Source organism: Nocardia sp. NPDC005978, assembly GCF_040614455.1.
Lineage (GTDB): Bacteria > Actinomycetota > Actinomycetes > Mycobacteriales > Mycobacteriaceae > Nocardia.
On the sequence record NZ_JBEXUS010000014.1, the window covers coordinates 100,524 to 116,724 of the forward strand.

16 protein-coding genes and 1 tRNA gene are annotated in these 16,201 nt (G+C 69.3%); 6 read left to right on the forward strand and 11 right to left on the reverse strand.

Going from position 1 to position 16,201, the window contains the following annotated elements; genetic code table 11:
* Window positions 1-4: 4 nt before the first annotated feature.
* The 5 genes from ABZ319_RS09435 to ABZ319_RS09455 form a co-directional block, all read right to left on the reverse strand.
* A complete protein-coding gene (locus tag ABZ319_RS09435; RefSeq protein WP_354985876.1) occupies window positions 5-964 on the reverse strand; it encodes an alpha/beta hydrolase family protein in 960 nt (319 codons plus the stop codon).
* Between the two features lie 132 nt (window positions 965-1,096).
* On the reverse strand, window positions 1,097-1,531 hold the full coding sequence (locus ABZ319_RS09440; protein ID WP_354985877.1) for an HIT family protein: 435 nt from the start codon (window positions 1,529-1,531) through the stop codon (window positions 1,097-1,099).
* Window positions 1,532-1,726: 195 nt separating this feature from the next.
* A complete protein-coding gene (gene purB, locus ABZ319_RS09445; RefSeq protein ID WP_354985878.1) occupies window positions 1,727-3,148 on the reverse strand; it encodes an adenylosuccinate lyase in 1,422 nt (473 codons plus the stop codon).
* A 249-nt stretch (window positions 3,149-3,397) separates the two neighbouring features.
* On the reverse strand, window positions 3,398-4,003 hold the full coding sequence (locus tag ABZ319_RS09450) for a TetR family transcriptional regulator C-terminal domain-containing protein (protein WP_354985879.1): 606 nt from the start codon (window positions 4,001-4,003) through the stop codon (window positions 3,398-3,400).
* Between the two features lie 91 nt (window positions 4,004-4,094).
* Window positions 4,095-5,264 carry a pyridoxal phosphate-dependent aminotransferase gene (locus ABZ319_RS09455; RefSeq protein WP_354985880.1) on the reverse strand — a complete coding sequence of 390 codons (1,170 nt, stop codon included), beginning with the start codon at window positions 5,262-5,264 and terminating at the stop codon, window positions 4,095-4,097.
* A gap of 590 nt (window positions 5,265-5,854) precedes the next feature.
* Between ABZ319_RS09455 and ABZ319_RS09460 the strand changes: the two genes are divergently transcribed.
* Window positions 5,855-6,871, forward strand: a complete 1,017-nt coding sequence (locus tag ABZ319_RS09460) for a M23 family metallopeptidase (RefSeq protein WP_354985881.1) — start codon at window positions 5,855-5,857, stop codon at window positions 6,869-6,871.
* 260 nt (window positions 6,872-7,131) lie between these two features.
* Here the strand turns inward: ABZ319_RS09460 and purD are convergent, their stop codons facing one another.
* On the reverse strand, window positions 7,132-8,418 hold the full coding sequence (gene purD, locus ABZ319_RS09465; protein WP_354985882.1) for a phosphoribosylamine--glycine ligase: 1,287 nt from the start codon (window positions 8,416-8,418) through the stop codon (window positions 7,132-7,134).
* A 137-nt stretch (window positions 8,419-8,555) separates the two neighbouring features.
* On the opposite strand from purD, the gene ABZ319_RS09470 reads away from it, so the two are divergent.
* Both ABZ319_RS09470 and ABZ319_RS09475 read left to right on the forward strand, forming a co-directional pair.
* Window positions 8,556-8,933: a PH domain-containing protein gene (locus ABZ319_RS09470; RefSeq protein ID WP_354985883.1), complete on the forward strand. Its 378-nt coding sequence runs from the start codon at window positions 8,556-8,558 to the stop codon at window positions 8,931-8,933.
* A 133-nt stretch (window positions 8,934-9,066) separates the two neighbouring features.
* Window positions 9,067-9,492, forward strand: coding sequence for an HIT family protein (locus ABZ319_RS09475; RefSeq protein ID WP_354985884.1), 426 nt, complete (start codon window positions 9,067-9,069; stop codon window positions 9,490-9,492).
* Window positions 9,493-9,495: 3 nt separating this feature from the next.
* Here the strand turns inward: ABZ319_RS09475 and ABZ319_RS09480 are convergent, their stop codons facing one another.
* Together ABZ319_RS09480 and ABZ319_RS09485 are read right to left on the reverse strand one after the other, a co-directional pair.
* The gene (locus tag ABZ319_RS09480; RefSeq protein WP_354985885.1) at window positions 9,496-10,998 is read right to left on the reverse strand and encodes an ATP-binding protein; all 1,503 of its coding nucleotides are present in this window, start codon (window positions 10,996-10,998) and stop codon (window positions 9,496-9,498) included.
* Window positions 10,995-11,729, reverse strand: a complete 735-nt coding sequence (locus ABZ319_RS09485) for a response regulator transcription factor (protein ID WP_354985886.1) — start codon at window positions 11,727-11,729, stop codon at window positions 10,995-10,997. Before ABZ319_RS09485 ends, ABZ319_RS09480 begins: the two co-directional genes overlap by 4 nt.
* Window positions 11,730-11,825: 96 nt before the next feature.
* On the opposite strand from ABZ319_RS09485, the gene ABZ319_RS09490 reads away from it, so the two are divergent.
* Window positions 11,826-12,584, forward strand: coding sequence for an alpha/beta hydrolase (locus tag ABZ319_RS09490; protein ID WP_354985887.1), 759 nt, complete (start codon window positions 11,826-11,828; stop codon window positions 12,582-12,584).
* Between the two features lie 217 nt (window positions 12,585-12,801).
* Here ABZ319_RS09490 and ABZ319_RS09495 read toward each other — a convergent pair.
* The 3 genes from ABZ319_RS09495 to ABZ319_RS09505 form a co-directional block, all read right to left on the reverse strand.
* Window positions 12,802-12,873 (reverse strand) — tRNA-Thr (locus tag ABZ319_RS09495).
* Between the two features lie 171 nt (window positions 12,874-13,044).
* Window positions 13,045-13,287, reverse strand: a complete 243-nt coding sequence (locus ABZ319_RS09500) for an MbtH family protein (RefSeq protein WP_019931522.1) — start codon at window positions 13,285-13,287, stop codon at window positions 13,045-13,047.
* A 142-nt stretch (window positions 13,288-13,429) separates the two neighbouring features.
* Window positions 13,430-14,263 carry an alpha/beta hydrolase gene (locus tag ABZ319_RS09505; protein ID WP_354985888.1) on the reverse strand — a complete coding sequence of 278 codons (834 nt, stop codon included), beginning with the start codon at window positions 14,261-14,263 and terminating at the stop codon, window positions 13,430-13,432.
* Window positions 14,264-14,493: 230 nt separating this feature from the next.
* Here ABZ319_RS09505 and ABZ319_RS09510 point away from each other — a divergent pair, with 230 nt between their 5' ends.
* Together ABZ319_RS09510 and ABZ319_RS09515 are read left to right on the forward strand one after the other, a co-directional pair.
* Window positions 14,494-14,664, forward strand: a complete 171-nt coding sequence (locus tag ABZ319_RS09510; RefSeq protein ID WP_354985889.1) for a hypothetical protein — start codon at window positions 14,494-14,496, stop codon at window positions 14,662-14,664.
* A 4-nt stretch (window positions 14,665-14,668) separates the two neighbouring features.
* On the forward strand, window positions 14,669-16,156 hold the full coding sequence (locus ABZ319_RS09515) for a trehalose-6-phosphate synthase (RefSeq protein ID WP_354985890.1): 1,488 nt from the start codon (window positions 14,669-14,671) through the stop codon (window positions 16,154-16,156).
* Window positions 16,157-16,201 lie beyond the last annotated feature (45 nt).

Sequence of the window (16,201 nt, forward strand, 5' to 3'; positions counted from 1 at the left end):
GAGCCTAGGCTCCCAGCGCACCGCCGATGGTCGGCCAGGACGCGTGCAAGGTGTCCTGCCAGTACGACCACGAATGCGTGCCCACCGGGCTGTAATCCACCCGCGCGGGAATGTTCAACTGCGCCAGCCGGGACGCGAACGCACTCACACAGGCGTTCACCCCGACCTCGATGGGACCGCCGAAGAACAGGTTCTCCGGCAGCTGCGGCTTGATCTCCAGCTCGTGCGGGCCCGGGATACCGGTGCCGGTGGACAGGAAGATCGTCTTGCCGCGCAGGCGCTCGGCGAGCAGCGCCGGATTGTGTTCCGCCCAGGCGGGATCGCCGGGCGGACCCCACATATTGAGCGGATTGCCACCGCGATTGGCGATGGAGAACATGGTGGCCCCCTGCGCGATCGTGGTGTCCGGGCAGGCGCTGTAACCGGCTACGGCGGTGTACATCTCGGGATGACGCACCGCGAGGGTGAAGGCGGCGTTGCCGCCCATCGAGAGCCCGCCGATGGCGTTCACGCCGTTGCCACTGAAGTAGTCGTCGACGATCGGCGGAAGTTCCTGCGTCAGAAAGGTTTCCCAGCGATACCGGCCGAAGCGGGGATCATCGCTGATCCAGTCGGTGTAGTAGCTGGCCTGGCCGCCCATCGGCAGCACCACGTTGACGTTCTTGCCGCGGAAGAAGGGTTCGGCGTCGGTGGCCTGGGTCCAGGTGGACTGGGTCGCGCCGGGGTCGAGACCGTCTAGCAGGTAGTAACTGCCGCGGGAACCGCCACCGGCCGGATGCAATACCTGCACCTGAATGACGCGGCCCATGGCGGGCGAATCGATGAACAGGGCCGAGCGGGTGGAATTCAGCTCGTCCACCCGGACGACCTGGGCCGCGTTCGCCGCTGGCGGCGATATGGCAACCGGACTCAGCAAACCGCAGGCAACCGTAAGAATTGCCGCGGCGACGGTTCTTCGACGCATGGCCCCACCTCCATCAGCCCATCACAAGCGCTATCCAACGTAACTCGAGTGATGGGCATAGCGAGGAATAATCATGATTCCGCGTGTCCCTGGCAAACCGCGTAGCTCACATATGGTAATGCGATTCAGCTATTAAATGTCAGCGTTTCGCTGTACTGCCCCGCGGATGGATCCGGCCAGGTAATCCAGGTCCGCCCGCGGCGGCGAGGTGGGTCGCCCGCGCAGCCCGAAGCCGTCACCGGGGGTGCGGGGAATCACATGCAGGTGGACGTGGAAAACCTCCTGTCCCGCGGTCACGCCGTCGGCCAGGAAGAAGTTCACCCCGTCCGCGCCCACCTCGGATTCGCGCAGCGCCGCGGCCAGCTGCTGCCCCACCCGGAACAGCTTGCCGCCGACCTCCGGGTCCAACTCGGCCAGACTGCGCGCGGGGACCTTCGGAATGACCAGCAGGTGCCCGGGGGTGAAGGGGCGAATGTCCATGAACGCCACCACATCCGAGTCCTCGTAGACCTTGCTCGAGGGTGCGCGACCGGCGACGATGTCGGCGAAAATCGTGTACGGATCCATGCTGGGAGCGTGCCATACGCGCCGGTCGGGCTCGCGCCGCACCGCTTGTCGGCGAGGCTGACACGAGACATGCTCGGGCACTACCGAATACGAGAACCTCGACTGATCGGGCGGCCGCCTTCGCCGCCGGCCCGGCCACCCCGCGGATACGACGCGGCCCGGTTCCCAGGGAACCGGGCCGCGACAGCGCTCGCTCTAGAGGATCGCGCCGGGCGTGTACCGCGCCGCCTCCGGATTGTCCGCGACCAGCTTCTCGACCTGGGCGATGACCGCCGCGGTCTGCGCCTCGGCCGCGCCGATGAACGCCGAGCGGTCGGCGAGGGCAGCGTCGAGGCCGGCGCGGTCCAGCGGCATGCGGTCGTCGGCGGCCAGGCGATCCAGCAGATCGGGCTCGCGGCCCTGCTCGCGCATGTCCAGGGCCACCGCGACGGCGTGCTCCTTGATGACCTCGTGCGCGGTCTCCCGGCCGACCCCGGCCCGGACCGCGGCGATCAGCAGGCGGGTGGTGGCCAGGAACGGCAGGTAGCGCTCGAGCTCGCGATCGATGACCGCGGGGTACGCGCCGAATTCGGCCAGGATGGTCAGGAAGGTCTCCATCATGCCGTCGACGGCGAAGAAGGCGTCCGGCAGCGCGACGCGGCGCACCACCGAGCAGAACACGTCGCCCTCGTTCCACTGCGCGCCCGCGAGCTCGGCGGCCATGGACCCGTAGCCGCGCAGGATCACCTGCAGGCCGTTGACGCGCTCGGCCGAGCGCGAGTTCATCTTGTGCGGCATGGCCGAGGAACCGACCTGCCCCTTCTGGAAGCCCTCGGTGACGAGCTCGTTGCCGGCCATCAGGCGAATGGTGTGCGCGAAAGACGAAGGGCCCGCGCCGATCTGCACCAGCGCCGAGACCACGTCGTGGTCCAGCGAGCGCGGGTACACCTGGCCGACGCTGGTGAGCACGTTCTTGAAACCGAGGTGGGTGGCGACCTTCTGCTCCAGCTGCGCCAGCTTGGCGGCATCGCCGTCGAACAGGTCCAGCATGTCCTGCGCGGTGCCCATCGGGCCCTTGATACCGCGCAGCGGGTACCGGTCGAGGAGTTCCTGGATCCGGGTCAGCGCGATGAGCACCTCGTCGGCGGCCGAGGCGAACCGCTTGCCCAGGGTGGTGGCCTGCGCGGCCACGTTGTGCGAACGACCGGCCATGACCAGCGACTGGTACTGCGCGGCCCGCTCACCCAGCCGGGCGGCGACCGCGACGCCGTGCGCGTACACGTGCTCGAGCGAGAGCCGGATCTGCAGCTGCTCGACATTCTCGGTGAGGTCGCGCGAGGTCATGCCCTTGTGCACGTGCTCGTGCCCGGCGAGGGCGTTGAACTCCTCGATCCGCGCCTTCACGTCGTGCCGGGTGACGCGCTCACGGTCGGCGATGGACTTCAGGTCGACCTGGTCGATGACCCGCTCGTAATCCTCGACGACACCGTCCGGAACGTCCACGCCCAGTTCGGCCTGGGCGCGCAGCACCTCGAGCCACAGCTTGCGCTCGAGCACGATCTTGTACTCGGGCGACCACAGCTGCACGAGCTGCGGAGAGGCGTAACGGGTAGCAAGAACGTTCGGCACAAAGGTCACGGAGTCTATTTTGCCTGCACTTCGCTCCGGCGGGTTCGCGGGGCTGTGTCTAATCTGCCCTCCGCTTCGCTACGGGCGGGTTCGCGGCCCCGAAGTCTCGTTCTTCCCTCCCTCCGCTCCTCCGCTTCGCTCCCCCGCTCCACTCAGTCCAGAACGAGACGGCCGCGAACCACCGGCGTGCGAATCGTTCGGGCGGGTGCATCTTCCGGGTGATGGCGTCGCACTCGCGAGCGGGCTGCCGACACGCGGCTAGGCGGGCGGGGCGACGACGTCTATCACTTCCAGCAGGGCGCCGCGGGCCATGCGGCGGGGTTGGGGGTCGGGCTCGCCGAGGGCGGTCACCACGGCCCCGTCCACCACCGCGACGAGTCTGCGGGTTTGCTCGGGGCGGACCAGGCGGTCGGAGCGGCGTAGGACGTCGGCCAATAGCTCGTCGAGCTGGGCGCGTAGTCGGAACTGGACCTCGCGTAGCTCGGGATGCCGGGCCGAGGCCACGGTTCGTTCGTAGCGGGCGATCAGCTGGCCGCGGGCATCGTCGTCGTTGTGCTCCGGGCCGACCAACAGGTCCAGCACCAGATCGACCGTGGCTTCCGCGCCGCGCCGGCGATGGGTCACCTCGCCGACCCGGCGGCGCATGGCCTCCAATTCGGCATTGCCGGAGAATTCGACCGCGCGCGCGATCAAATCCTCGAGGGACTCGAAGTAGTAGGTGGTCGAAGCCAGCGGCAACTCCGCCCGCGTCGCTACCGAGCGGTGCCGCACCGCCTCGAAGCCGCCCTCGAGTAGTAGCTCGGCGGCGGCACATACCAACGCTTGGCGACGCTTCTCGCCTTTCGGAGTCGTCGCAGTGGTCACGGTGCAATCGTGCCAGTCATCATCGGTTCATCTGTGCCGAATCTGTGCGATCTGTGGTGATTCCAATTCCCTGGGCGATTCGACTGGGGAATCAGGCGAGATACCGTTCCAACCGGTCCAGTGCTTCCTCGATATCGGCACTCGCGCCCGCGAACGAGAACCGCACGGTGTGAGACCCATTGACAGTGTCGAAGTCGATGCCCGGCGCCAGCGCCACCCCGGTCGCGTCCAGCACCTCGGTGCACCAGCGCATCGAATCATCGGTCAGGTGCGCGATATCGGCGTACGCGTAGAAGGCGCCGTCGGCGGGCGCGAGATCGGTGATGCCGAGTTTCGGCAGCCCCGAGAGCAGCAACTGGCGATTCGCCGCGTACCGCGCGACATGCCCGTCCAATTCGGCTTTCGCCTCCGCGCCGAACGCGTGCACCGCCGCGTACTGGGAGATAGCGGGCGGGCACACCGTCATATTCGAGGCCAGCCGCTGCAACGCCGGGCGCAGACCCGCGGGCACCAGCATCCAGCCCAGCCGCCAACCGGTCATGGAGAAATACTTCGAGACCGAGCCGATGACAATGGATTCGCGCGAGGTCTCCCACGCCGAGGACGTCGGCTCGGCCCCCGGCGACTCGGTGTCGTACGCGATGCCGTGATAGATCTCGTCGGAGATGAGCAGCGTGCCGTGCTCGTCGCACCAGCGGGCCAGCGCGGCCAGCTCGCTCGGATCGATCATGGTGCCGGTCGGATTGGCCGGGCTCGCCACGATCAGGCCGGCCGGCGGCTCGGGCAGCGCCTCGAGCATGGCGACGGTCGGCTGGAAACGGGTCTCCGGACCGCAATCGAGCTCCACCACCCGGCAGCCCAGCGCGGTGAGGGTGTTGCGGTAGGCCGGGTAGCCGGGCCGGGCCACCACCACGGTGTCGCCCAGATCGAAAGCCGCCAGGAAGATCAGGGTGAACGCGCCGGAGGAACCGGTGGTCACCACGACGTCATCGGCGTCCACTTCGATGCCGTAGACACTCCGGTGATGCGCGGCGATCGCCTCGCGCAGCGACAGAATGCCGAAAGTCTCGGTGTAGCCGAGCAACTCGGCGTCCATCGCCGCCTTCGTGGCCCGCAACACCGGGCGCGGCGCGGGCGTGGACGGCTGCCCGGCCGCCAATACCAGCACATCTCCGTGTGTACGCGCCCGTTCAGCTGCTGCCTTCCAGACATCCATGACGTAGAAAGGTGGGATGGCCGACCGCCGAGATTCGATACGCACCCGACAGACGGTAGAGCACTCGCTCTCCCCACTGTCCGGTAATAGGCGTGTGAATGGCTGAGGAGGGACGCGTGCCGGGGGGAGCGGCCACCGAGGAAGACTCGGCGGCAGCCCACCCGTTCGCCTACACCGCGGCCGAGCACCCCACCTCGACACCCGAGCCGAGCCCCGGCAGACCCGGGGGCGGCGCGGAAGACACGGCGAGACCCGGAGGCGACGAGTCGCACACGCCCGCCGGAAGATCGAGAACCGAGACCGCGCGCAGACGCGGGCTCGTCCGGTGGCGCGGCGGCCGCGCGGCCGGGAGTGCACCCCGGGCCGAAGGCGCGGAGGCACCGGACGGCAAGGCACGAACCGGTGGCGAGTTGCCATCCGTACGCGAGGCCGACGGCGAATTGTCATTCATTGCCGAGGACCAGAGCGAGTCCTCACCCGGCGGTGGAACAGGTGTCGGCAGATCGACCGCGGCTCCGGGGCTGGACGTCCACAGGTCGGCGGCGGCCCGTGGGGCCGGTCGCGGATTCCGGCGGCTACGCCCGGCGCGGACCGGCTCGAGCAGCACGGCGCGGCCGTCCGAGCCCGAAGCGCCAGTGCCCGAAGCGGACACGGTGCGGCGGGCGATACCGGACAGCTACACGCCCGGGCTACGACTACCGCTGCACGGCGACTCGGACATTCCGGCGCGGGAGCGGGTCGCCCGGGCCGCGCGGGCGGGAGCCTCGGGGGTGGCGTGGGCGCGCGGGCGAGCGCCCGCGGTGCGAGACAGAGCGCTCGAATTCTGGGGGCGGCGACCGCGGTCGAGAGCCGAGGCGGCCGAGCTGCTCGCGCGGGGGCGGGACGAGGCGCGACGGCAGGCGCCGATCGCCAGGGACTGGGCCGTCGGACATCGGGTGCTGATCGCCGGGCTGGTCGCGGTGGTCGTGTTCGTGGGAGCGGACGGCGCCCTGGGCCGGTTCCCCACCGACGCGCCCCTGGAACCCGGTACGGCGCTGCGTGTTCCGAGCGCGCATCCGATTCAGGTGCAGACGCCAGCGGAATCGGCCAAGCGCTATCTCGACGCCATCAACAACGGCGAGAAACTGCGCGAAGGGGCGGTGGTGGCCGCCGCCGCCCGCGCCACCCTGGAACGCGCCAAGGCCGAAGCCGCGGCCGCCGTGGCCGGGGAACATCAGGACTGGATGACCACCACCGCGCCCGGCACCTTCGTGCTGCCCGGCGTCGGCAATTTCGCCCTCCCCGCCCAGGGCATGTTCACCTCCGGCTTCGGACCGCGCTGGGGCACCTTCCACGCGGGCATCGACATCGCCGGGCCGCTCGGCTCACCCATCTACGCGGTCGCCGCGGGCACCGTCATCGAAGCCGGCCCGGCCCAGGGCTTCGGCCTGTGGGTGCGCATTCGGCACGATGACGGCACCATCTCCATCTACGGCCACATGTACGACTTCTTCGTCTCCGCGGGCGAACGCGTCCCGGCGGGCATGCAGATCGCCCGCATCGGCAACCGCGGCGATTCCACCGGGCCGCACCTGCATTTCGAGATCGTCCAGAACGGGCAGCGCGTGGATCCCCAGGCGTGGCTGGCCCTGCACGGGCTCATGCTCACCTGAGGCCGTCGCCCGCCGGCAAGGTCCGGCGGGCACCCGGCCCAGCTACGGCTCGGACGCACATGGCACGACTTGCGAACGGGCGCACCACCTGCCGTCCGAACGCGGGTCGGCGGGGCGCGTGCGACGAGTCGGCCACGCGAACGCCGCCCGGCTCGGCCTCCGGACGACCCGGCCCGATCACCACGGCCGGCGGAACGACGTCGCCCGGAAAGCACTCGGCCCCTTGCGTGATCGCAAGGGGCCGAGTCTTCGGAGACTTCTCAGACCGCCGGGGTCGGCACGCTGATCCGGCCCTCCACCGCCGCGAGGGCGATATCGGAGCGGAAGTGCCCGCCCGGCAGCTTGATTCCCGCGAGGCGGTCGTAGGCGTTGCGCCGGGCCACGGTCAGGTCCGCGCCCTGGCCGACGATGGCGAGCACGCGCCCGCCCGCCGAGACCAGCGCGCCGTCCTCGCGCAGCGCGGTGCCCGCGTGCAGCACCTCGGATTCGGTTCCGGTGCCGGTGGATTCGGCCCCGGTGATCACGTCGCCGCTGCGCGGGCGCGCCGGGTAGTTCTCCGCGGCCAGCACGACGGTGACGGCCGCGCCGTCCTTCCAGCGCGGGGCGGCGACCTGATCAAGGGTGCCGGTGGCGGTCGCGTTCAGCAGCTCGCCGAGCGGGCTGTCCAGCATGGCCAGCACCGCCTGGGTCTCGGGATCACCGAAGCGGCAGTTGAATTCGATGACGGCCGGGCCGTTCGAGCCGATCGCGAGCCCCGCGTACAGCAGGCCGCTGAACGGCACCCCGCGCCGGACCATCTCCGCCGCAACGGGTTTGACCACGTCGTCGACGATGGCCCGCAGCGTCTCGTCGGTCAGCCAGGGCAGGGGCGTGTACGCGCCCATGCCGCCGGTGTTGGGCCCGGTGTCGCCGTCGCCCACCCGCTTGTGATCCTGCGCGGGCAGCAGCGGCACCACGTTCTCGCCGTCGACCAGGCAGAACAGCGAGACCTCGGGACCGTCCAGGAAGGACTCCAGCAGCACCGGATGCCCGTTCTCCAGCAGTTCCGCGCCGTGGTCGCGGGCGACCGAACGATCGGCGGTCACCACCACGCCCTTGCCGGCGGCCAGGCCGTCGTCCTTCACGACCCAGGTGGGGCCGAAGCGATCCAGCGCGTCGTCGAGCTCGCCGGGATGATCGACGATCTCCGCATGCGCGGTGCGCACCCCGGCCGCGTTCATGACGTCCTTGGCGAAGGCCTTCGAGCCCTCGATCTGCGCGGCGGCGGCCGACGGCCCGAAGGTCGCGATGCCCGCGGCCCGCACCGCGTCGGCCACGCCGAGCACCAGCGGCACCTCGGGACCGACCACGACCAGATCGGCGTTCAGCTCCTGGGCCAGCGCCGCCACCTCGGCGCCGGAGGAGGCGTCCACCGGGCGCACCTCGGCGTGCTGGGCGATGCCCGCGTTGCCGGGCGCCGCGTACACCGCCGACACCGACGGGTCCCGGCGCAGGGCCAGGACGAGGGCATGTTCACGGGCTCCGGAACCGATGACGAGTACGCGCACGGCTGACAGCTTAAAGCGTGCGCGAACACCGCCGGGCCGCCGGTCGCCTCGCCCGGTATCCGTGCGCTGCCCGCCGGTCACGGGGATGATGGTCGATGACGGCGGTCACCGCGAATCACACTGAGGATGTGCCTGCGATGGGCTTGATCGACGGAATCATGGGCAATGCGGGACGCATCGATCCCGCGGGGGCGCAACAGGAGTACGGCAAGCTGCTCGGTCAGGGCGAACAGGTCTACGCCGCGTACCTGCTGGTCCGCGATGCCCTGCTCTTCACCAACCGGCGGCTGATCCTGGTGGACAAACAGGGCGTGACCGGCCGCAAGGTGAGCTATCACAGCGTGCCCTACCGGGCCATCACGCACTTCTCGGTGGAGACCGCGGGCACCTTCGACCTCGACGCCGAACTCAAGATCTGGATCTCCGGCGCGGACGATCCGCTGCAGAAACGGTTCAACCGGCAGGTCGACATCTACGAGGTGCAGGGCATCCTCTCGCACTTCGTCGCCGTCTGACCGCTGGCGCGGCGCGGTCCGACGGGCCCGGCCGCCGCCCCCGTGCCCCCGGAATCCGGAGCCGCCCCGGATGTCCGGCGGACATGCGGGCGAGGCGCGGGCGACCGGACCGGATCCGCGTAGTCTGCCCGGCATGGCTTCTGTTTTCTCAATGATCATCGAAGGTCAGCTGCCGGGCCGATTCGTCTGGGAGGACGACGAATTCGTCGCGTTCCTGACCATCTCCCCGGTCACGCAGGGGCACACGCTGGTCGTGCCGCGCAAGGAGATCGATCAGTGGCAGGACGTCGATCCCGGCACGTTCGCGCGGATGACAGCGGTGTCGCAGAAGATCGGGCAGGCCGTGCGCGCGGCATGGGACGCCCCGCGGGCGGGCATGCTCATCGCCGGCCTGGAGGTGCCGCATCTGCACCTGCACGTGTTCCCGGCGTTCGAACTCGGTGACTTCGACATCACCGGCGCGGATCCCGAACCCAGCAAGGAGTCGCTGGACGAGGCGCAGGCCAAGATCAAGCAGGCGCTGCGCGATCTCGGCTACGGCGCGAACGTCCCCGAATAGCCGCTACCGCTCGCGCGGCAGGCGCACGGTGAAGGTGGTGCCCGAGCCCGGGACGCTGGCCACCGACACCGTGCCGCCGTGCGCGGCCACCAGCGCGCGCACGATCGACAGACCCAGACCGGTACCGCCGCTGACCCGGCTGCGCGAATCGTCGGCGCGGTAGAAGCGCTCGAAAACCCGCTCGGCCTGTTCGGGTTCCAGGCCCGGGCCGGTATCGGCGACCGCGAGCAGCACGTCGTCCGTTTCGGGGGTGAGTCTTACGGTCACCGCCGCGTCGGGCGGGGTGTGCACGAGCGCGTTGTTCACCAGATTCGCCAGCACCTGACGCAGGCGCTGGTCGTCCCCGAGCACCTCCAGTGTGCCCGCGCCGGAACAGATCTCGATGTCGATGCGCCGGGCCGGACCGTCGGGGTGCTGCACCGCGTCCAGCGCCCGCGCGCCGTGCACGGCGTCGCTGGCCACGGTGAGCAGATCCACCGGCCGCCGTTCGATCGGGCGCTGGGCGTCCAGCCTGGCCAGCATGAGCAGGTCCTCCACCAGCAGGCCCATCCGCTTGGATTCGTGTTCGATGCGATCCATGACCAGCGCCGGATCCTGGATCGCCCCTTGGCGATACAGCTCCGAGAAGCCCTTGATGCTGGTGAGCGGGGTGCGGAGTTCGTGGCTGGCGTCGGCGACGAAGCGCCGCATATTGGCCTCCGAGCGCCGCGCCGCCTCCTCGGATGCCTCCGTGGCCGCGAAAGCCTGCTGGATCTGGGTCAGCATCGTGTTCAGCGATTGCGAGAGCCGATCGACCTCGGTGTCGGTGCCGCGCACCGGGACTCGCTGATGCAGATCACCGCCCGCGATGGCGGCGGCGGTCTGCTCGACCTGTTGCAGCGGCCGCAGGCTGCGCCGGATCACCAGGCGCGCGACGAACGCCAGCGCCGTCAGCACGGCCAGCCCGATGCCGGCCTGCAAGAGGATGAGCCGGTCCAGGATCGAACGGGTCTGATCCATGCGCAGGGCCAGGGTGCTGGTGCCCTTGTCGGTGCGCACCCGCAGCACCCGCCACTTCTCCCCCGCGTCGCCGACCGAGCCGACCGTGATCGGCTTGTTCCCGAGGTCGGCGGGCACATCGGGCTGACCCGTGCCCACGTCCAGGTGCAGGGTGTTCTTGCCGGTCGAATCCTCCACCCGCACATACATCAGATCCGGCGGGCGCTCCTTGTTCTCGGCCGGCTGCGGCAGCACCTCGGGCCGGCGCGCGCCCGGCGCGGCCCAGCCGTGGCTGGCGTCGGCGAGCTGGCGATCCATGCGGTCCACCAGGACGTCCCGCATCAGCGCGGTGACACCGATCCCGGAGACCAGCAGGCCCAGACCCGCCAGCGAGACCAGCGCCAGCGCCAGGGTGGTGCGCAGGGGAATCGCGGACAGCCGGTTCGACAGTGCCGCTCGCACACCGGTTTCGCGCGGAGACGCCGTCCCGCCGGGCAGTGCGCGGCCGGCCGAGGCGGGCTCGGTCATCGCGCGCCCGGCGTGCGCTGCGATTCCCGCATGACGTAGCCGACCCCGCGCAGGGTGTGAATGAGCCGATCCGGGCCCGTGTCTACTTTCTTGCGCAGGTACGACACGTAGGTCTCCACCACCCCGACCTCACCGCCGAAGTCGTAGCGCCACACGTGATCCAGAATCCGCGGTTTGCTCAGCACGGTGCCCGCGTTGACGAGAAAGTATCGCAGCAGCGTGAATTCGGTGGGCGAGAGCGGCACCGGCTCCCCCGCCTTCCACACCTCGTGCGTGTCGTCGTCCAGTTCGATGTCGGCGAACCGCAGCCGCGAGGACTTCTCGATCGGCGCGCTGTGCCCGGCCCGCCGCAGGATCACCCGCAACCGCGCCACCACCTCTTCGAGGCTGAACGGCTTGGTCACGTAGTCGTCCGCCCCCAGCGTGAGCCCGGTGACCTTGTCCTCCACCTCGTCCCGCGCGGTCAAAAACAACACCGGAGCGTCGATCCCGTCCGCCCGCAGCCGCCGCAACAACCCGAACCCGTCCATCCCCGGCATCATGACGTCCACGATCAACGCGTCCGGCCGGAAGCTCCGCGCCCGGTCCAGCCCTTCGGTCCCGCTACCCGCCGTGGCGACCTCGAACCCCTGGAACCGCAGACTGACCGACAACAATTCGACGATCATCGGCTCGTCGTCGACAACCAGCACCTTGGCCTCGACCTCGCGCACAGACCCCACACCGCTCATACCCCCATCCTGCGCGCACCCCCGGTGATCTCCCTGGACCTTCCCTGTGAGTTTCCTGCGAGCCCCCGGACGCCCCAAAAGCGCACACTCGAACCCATGCAAGCCCTCGCGATCACCACCCTGGGCAGCGGCCCGCCCCTGGTTCTCGTCCACGGCGGCGCAGGCCCGAGAACCACCTGGCGGGGCCTGGAACCCCTCACCGCCCACTGGACCCTGCACTACGTCCACCGCCGCGGCTACGGCGACAGCCCGCCGCCCCCGAACGGCCGCCAGGACTTCGACGTGGACGCGGCGGACCTCGACCCCCTCTTCCGCACCCACCGCCCCCACGTCATGGCCCACTCCTACGGGGTCCTGGGCACCCTCATAGCCGCCACCCGAACCCCCGGCTCCCTACGCTCCCTGACCCTCATCGAGCCACCCCTCTACTACCTGGCCCCCGCCGACCCGGCCGTGGCCCGCATAGAAGCTCTCGGCACCGAGGTCCTGACCCGCGGCCGCGATGCCGACCCCGCCATGCTCCGCGAGTTCCTCACCCTCGCGGGCGCGCCGCCCGCCGAAACCCTGGAACTCTCCGAACCCGCCCTGCGCCGGGCCACCGGAGCCCGACTCCCCTCCGAGGCCCACCCCGACCTAGAACCGCTACGAAAGGCTCGGATCCCGTCCCTGGTCGCCTCCGGCGCCCACTCCCCCGCCCTGGAAACGATCTGCGACAACCTGGCCGAGGCCCTCGACGCCCACCGCCTGAGGACCCCCGGCGCAGGCCATTTCGTCCCCGCCGCACCAGGTTTCGCGACAGCCCTGCACCACTTTCTCACCGAGAGCGACACACCTCCCGGAACCGCGGCACGTTGACGACCGCTCGCCCCGGAACCCACCCATGCTCACGCGGCCTCGTCAACCCCCGAGCGCGATGCCGAAGGCGAGCCGAAAGGGGTATGCAACGCCTGATCTCGCGACCTTCGGGGTAACTCCCGGGGTACGCCCAGAACTCAGCCACCTTCGTAGGTGAGTCCGGGGATGAAACGCAATGGCCTCCCCGGCGACCGTAAAAGTCGCGGGGAGGCGGGGGAGCCCCCTGTCAGGATTGAACTGACGACCTTCGCTTTACAAGAGCGGTGCTCTACCACTGAGCTAAGGAGGCGGGAAAGCGGTGCCCATCATAACCAGGTAGGCCGGCTGCGCGGAAAAGCCGGGTTCCCCAGGTGATTTCGATACCGTCGGGGTCAGGGCCGAGCGGCGGCCGGGCGGGGCTTGTGGCCCCACCGGCCGCGTTCGGAATCGTTCCCACGCAGTATCGGGTCAACCGCTCTTGTCAGGACTGCGCCGCCTGACGGGCCGCGTCATCGGCGGCCATGGCATCACGCAGGCTCTTCGGACGCATATCCGTCCAGTTCTTCTCGACATACTCGACACACGCGGCGCGTGAGTCCTCGCCGAAGACGACTCGCCAACCCGCCGGGACCTCGGCGAAGGCGGGCCACAGCGAATGCTGCTCCTCGTCGTTGACAAGGACGAAGAACCGGCCGTCTTCGTCGTCGAAGGGATTGGTGCTCATTTCACCTCACTGGATACTGGCGCTGTGTACGGGAACGCTGACGGTTCGTCCGTCGACCACGGTAGGGCACCGCGGCGACGGGACTAGCCCCCGACGTTGATTCGACCCTAGCAAGGGTGGTGTTACGCCCGGGCGGTTACCTTCACGCGGCGAAGAATTCCAGCAGGATCTTGTTCACCGCTTCGGGTCGTTCCAGGTAGCCGAAGTGCCCGGCATCGGGGATCTCGTGGTACCGAGCGCCCGGGATGGCCTCGGCGACCTCGCGGGACAGATAGGGCGGAATCATGCGGTCATCGGCGAATCCGACCGACAGGCACGGCACGTTGATCGCCCGGTAGGCCGCCAGGCGCTCGAAGTCGTGGTCCATGCGGCGCTGGGCGCGCACGCCGGGCTTGGACGGCCCGCCGGTGAACTCGAACAGGTCCAGCCAGTCGCGCGCGGCGTTGACGTCGGCCATGGTCGCCGGGGACAGGTTCATCAGCGCGGTCAGCGCGGCCTCGTACTTGGCCGGCAGCTGCACCCCGGAATCATCGAGCGCGTGCTCACCGAGCGAGAGCGTGCGCTGGAACTGGTCCAGGCGGGCGTGCCCGGCCAGGAAGACGGCCTTGCGCACGAGATCGGGACGGGCCAGCGCCAGTTCCTGGGCGACCCGCGACCCCATGGACTGCCCGACCACCAGCGCCGGGCCCTCGTCCAGGAATTCGATGAGGGCGGCGGTGTCGCGCACCAGATCATCGATGGTCATGCCGTCGGCCGCCTCGTAGGACGGTGCGATGCCGCGATTGTCGAAGGTGCAGACCCGATATCCGGCGGCCACCAGCGCGGGCACCTGATGCAGTTCCCACACGCGGCCCGGACTGCCGGTGCCCATGATCATGACGACCAGCGGCCCCGCGCCCTTGACGTCGGTTCCCCGGGTGCGGTCCCCTTTGACCTGGTAGTTCAGCGAGATTCCGTTCACCGTGGCCAACGGCATTCTGGCTACCCCTTCATCCGATTCGAGCGACTGGTTTCCACGCTCACCGTAGCGGTCGCGATTCGGACCTGCTTCCGCACCGGTTGTCGGGTTCCGGCGCCGCGATGTTTCAGATCCCCGGTCCATTGCGTTTCCGGCTCGCTGTGTGCCGAGGGGTGCGGTTGAGGATCCGAGGCCAGATACGATGGACTCCGCGACACTCGAGCAGAATTCCCCGAGAGGACATCATGATGGCCGCGAAGAGCAGCGCAAACGACATCGCGGACGACGAACTGGAACCACTCGCCGACGAGACCGCGCGTCAGGCGCAGCGCGTCGTGGCTGCCTACGCCACCGATGCGGACGAATGCCGCATGCTGCTCTCGATGCTGGGCATCGCTCCCCTCACGCGAGGCGAATGAGAACGTGAACCCGGACAGTTCGGGCGCCGGTTCCGGCTTCGTCGTCGTAGCCAATCGGCTACCGGTCGACCTGGAACGCCTGCCCGACGGCACCACACGATGGAAGCGCAGTCCCGGGGGCCTGGTCACCGCACTGGAACCGGTTCTCCGCAATAACAAGGGCGCATGGGTCGGCTGGGCCGGTGTTCCCGACGTCGAGATGGACCCGATCACCGAGGACGGGCTGGATCTGCATCCGGTGCCGTTGTCCTCGGAAGAGGTCGCCGACTACTACGAAGGTTTCTCCAACGCCACGCTGTGGCCGCTCTATCACGATGTGATCGTGCGCCCGGTCTACGACCGCAAGTGGTGGCAGGCGTACGTACAGGTGAACCGCCGCTTCGCCGAGTACACCGCCAAGGTGGCCGCCGAGGGCGCCACCGTCTGGGTGCAGGACTACCAGTTGCAGCTGGTGCCCAAGATGCTGCGCATGCTCCGCCCCGATCTGACGATCGGCTTCTTCCTGCACATCCCGTTCCCGCCGGTCGAGCTGTTCATGCAGATGCCTTGGCGCACAGAGATAGTCGAGGGTCTGCTGGGCGCGGATCTCATCGGCTTCCACCTCCCCGGTGGCGCACAGAACTTCCTGTATCTGGCCAGAAGGCTTGCCGGACAGCCAACTTCGCGCGGCAACGTCGGCGTGCGCTCGAAACTCGGTGTGGTGCAGGTGGGTTTCCGCACCGTGCGCGTGGGCGCGTTCCCCATCTCCATCGCCTCGACCGAGCTCGACGAGTACTCGCGCCGGCGCGGCGTACGCGAACGCGCGGCGAAAATCCGTGCCGAACTGGGCAACCCGAAGACCATCCTGCTGGGTGTCGACCGCCTGGACTACACCAAGGGCATCGACATTCGGCTGGCGGCGCTCGAAGAGCTGTTGCACGAGAACAGGATCGACCCGGCCGACACGGTGATGGTGCAGCTGGCCACGCCGAGCCGAGAACGCGTCGAGTCCTACAAGCAGATGCGCGGCGACATCGAACGCCAGGTGGGCCGGATCAACGGCGAGTTCGCCCGGGTGGGCTACCCGGTGGTGCACTACCTGCACCGCCCCATCCCCAAGGAAGAGCTGGTCTCGTTCTTCGTGGCCGCCGACGTCATGCTGGTGACCCCGCTGCGGGACGGCATGAATCTGGTCGCCAAGGAGTACGTGGCGTGCCAGGGCGGCCTCAGCGGCGCCCTGGTGCTGTCCGAATTCACCGGTGCGGCAGCGGAATTGCGCCAGGCATACCTGTGCAACCCGCACGACCTGGACAGCGTCAAGGACGCGATCGCGGGCGCCATCGAGGACGACCGCGACACCCGCCGCCGGCGGATGCGCTCGCTGCGCCGCCAGGTGCTGACCCACGACGTCGACCGCTGGGCCCGGGCCTTCCTGGACGCCCTGGCGCACGATCGGGTGGCGGGCAGCGCCCTGCTCACCGACGACGATATCGATCCGGACGTCAGCGGCTAGCCGACGCGAACGCCGAACGAGCGTGCCCCCGACGGTTTCTGAACC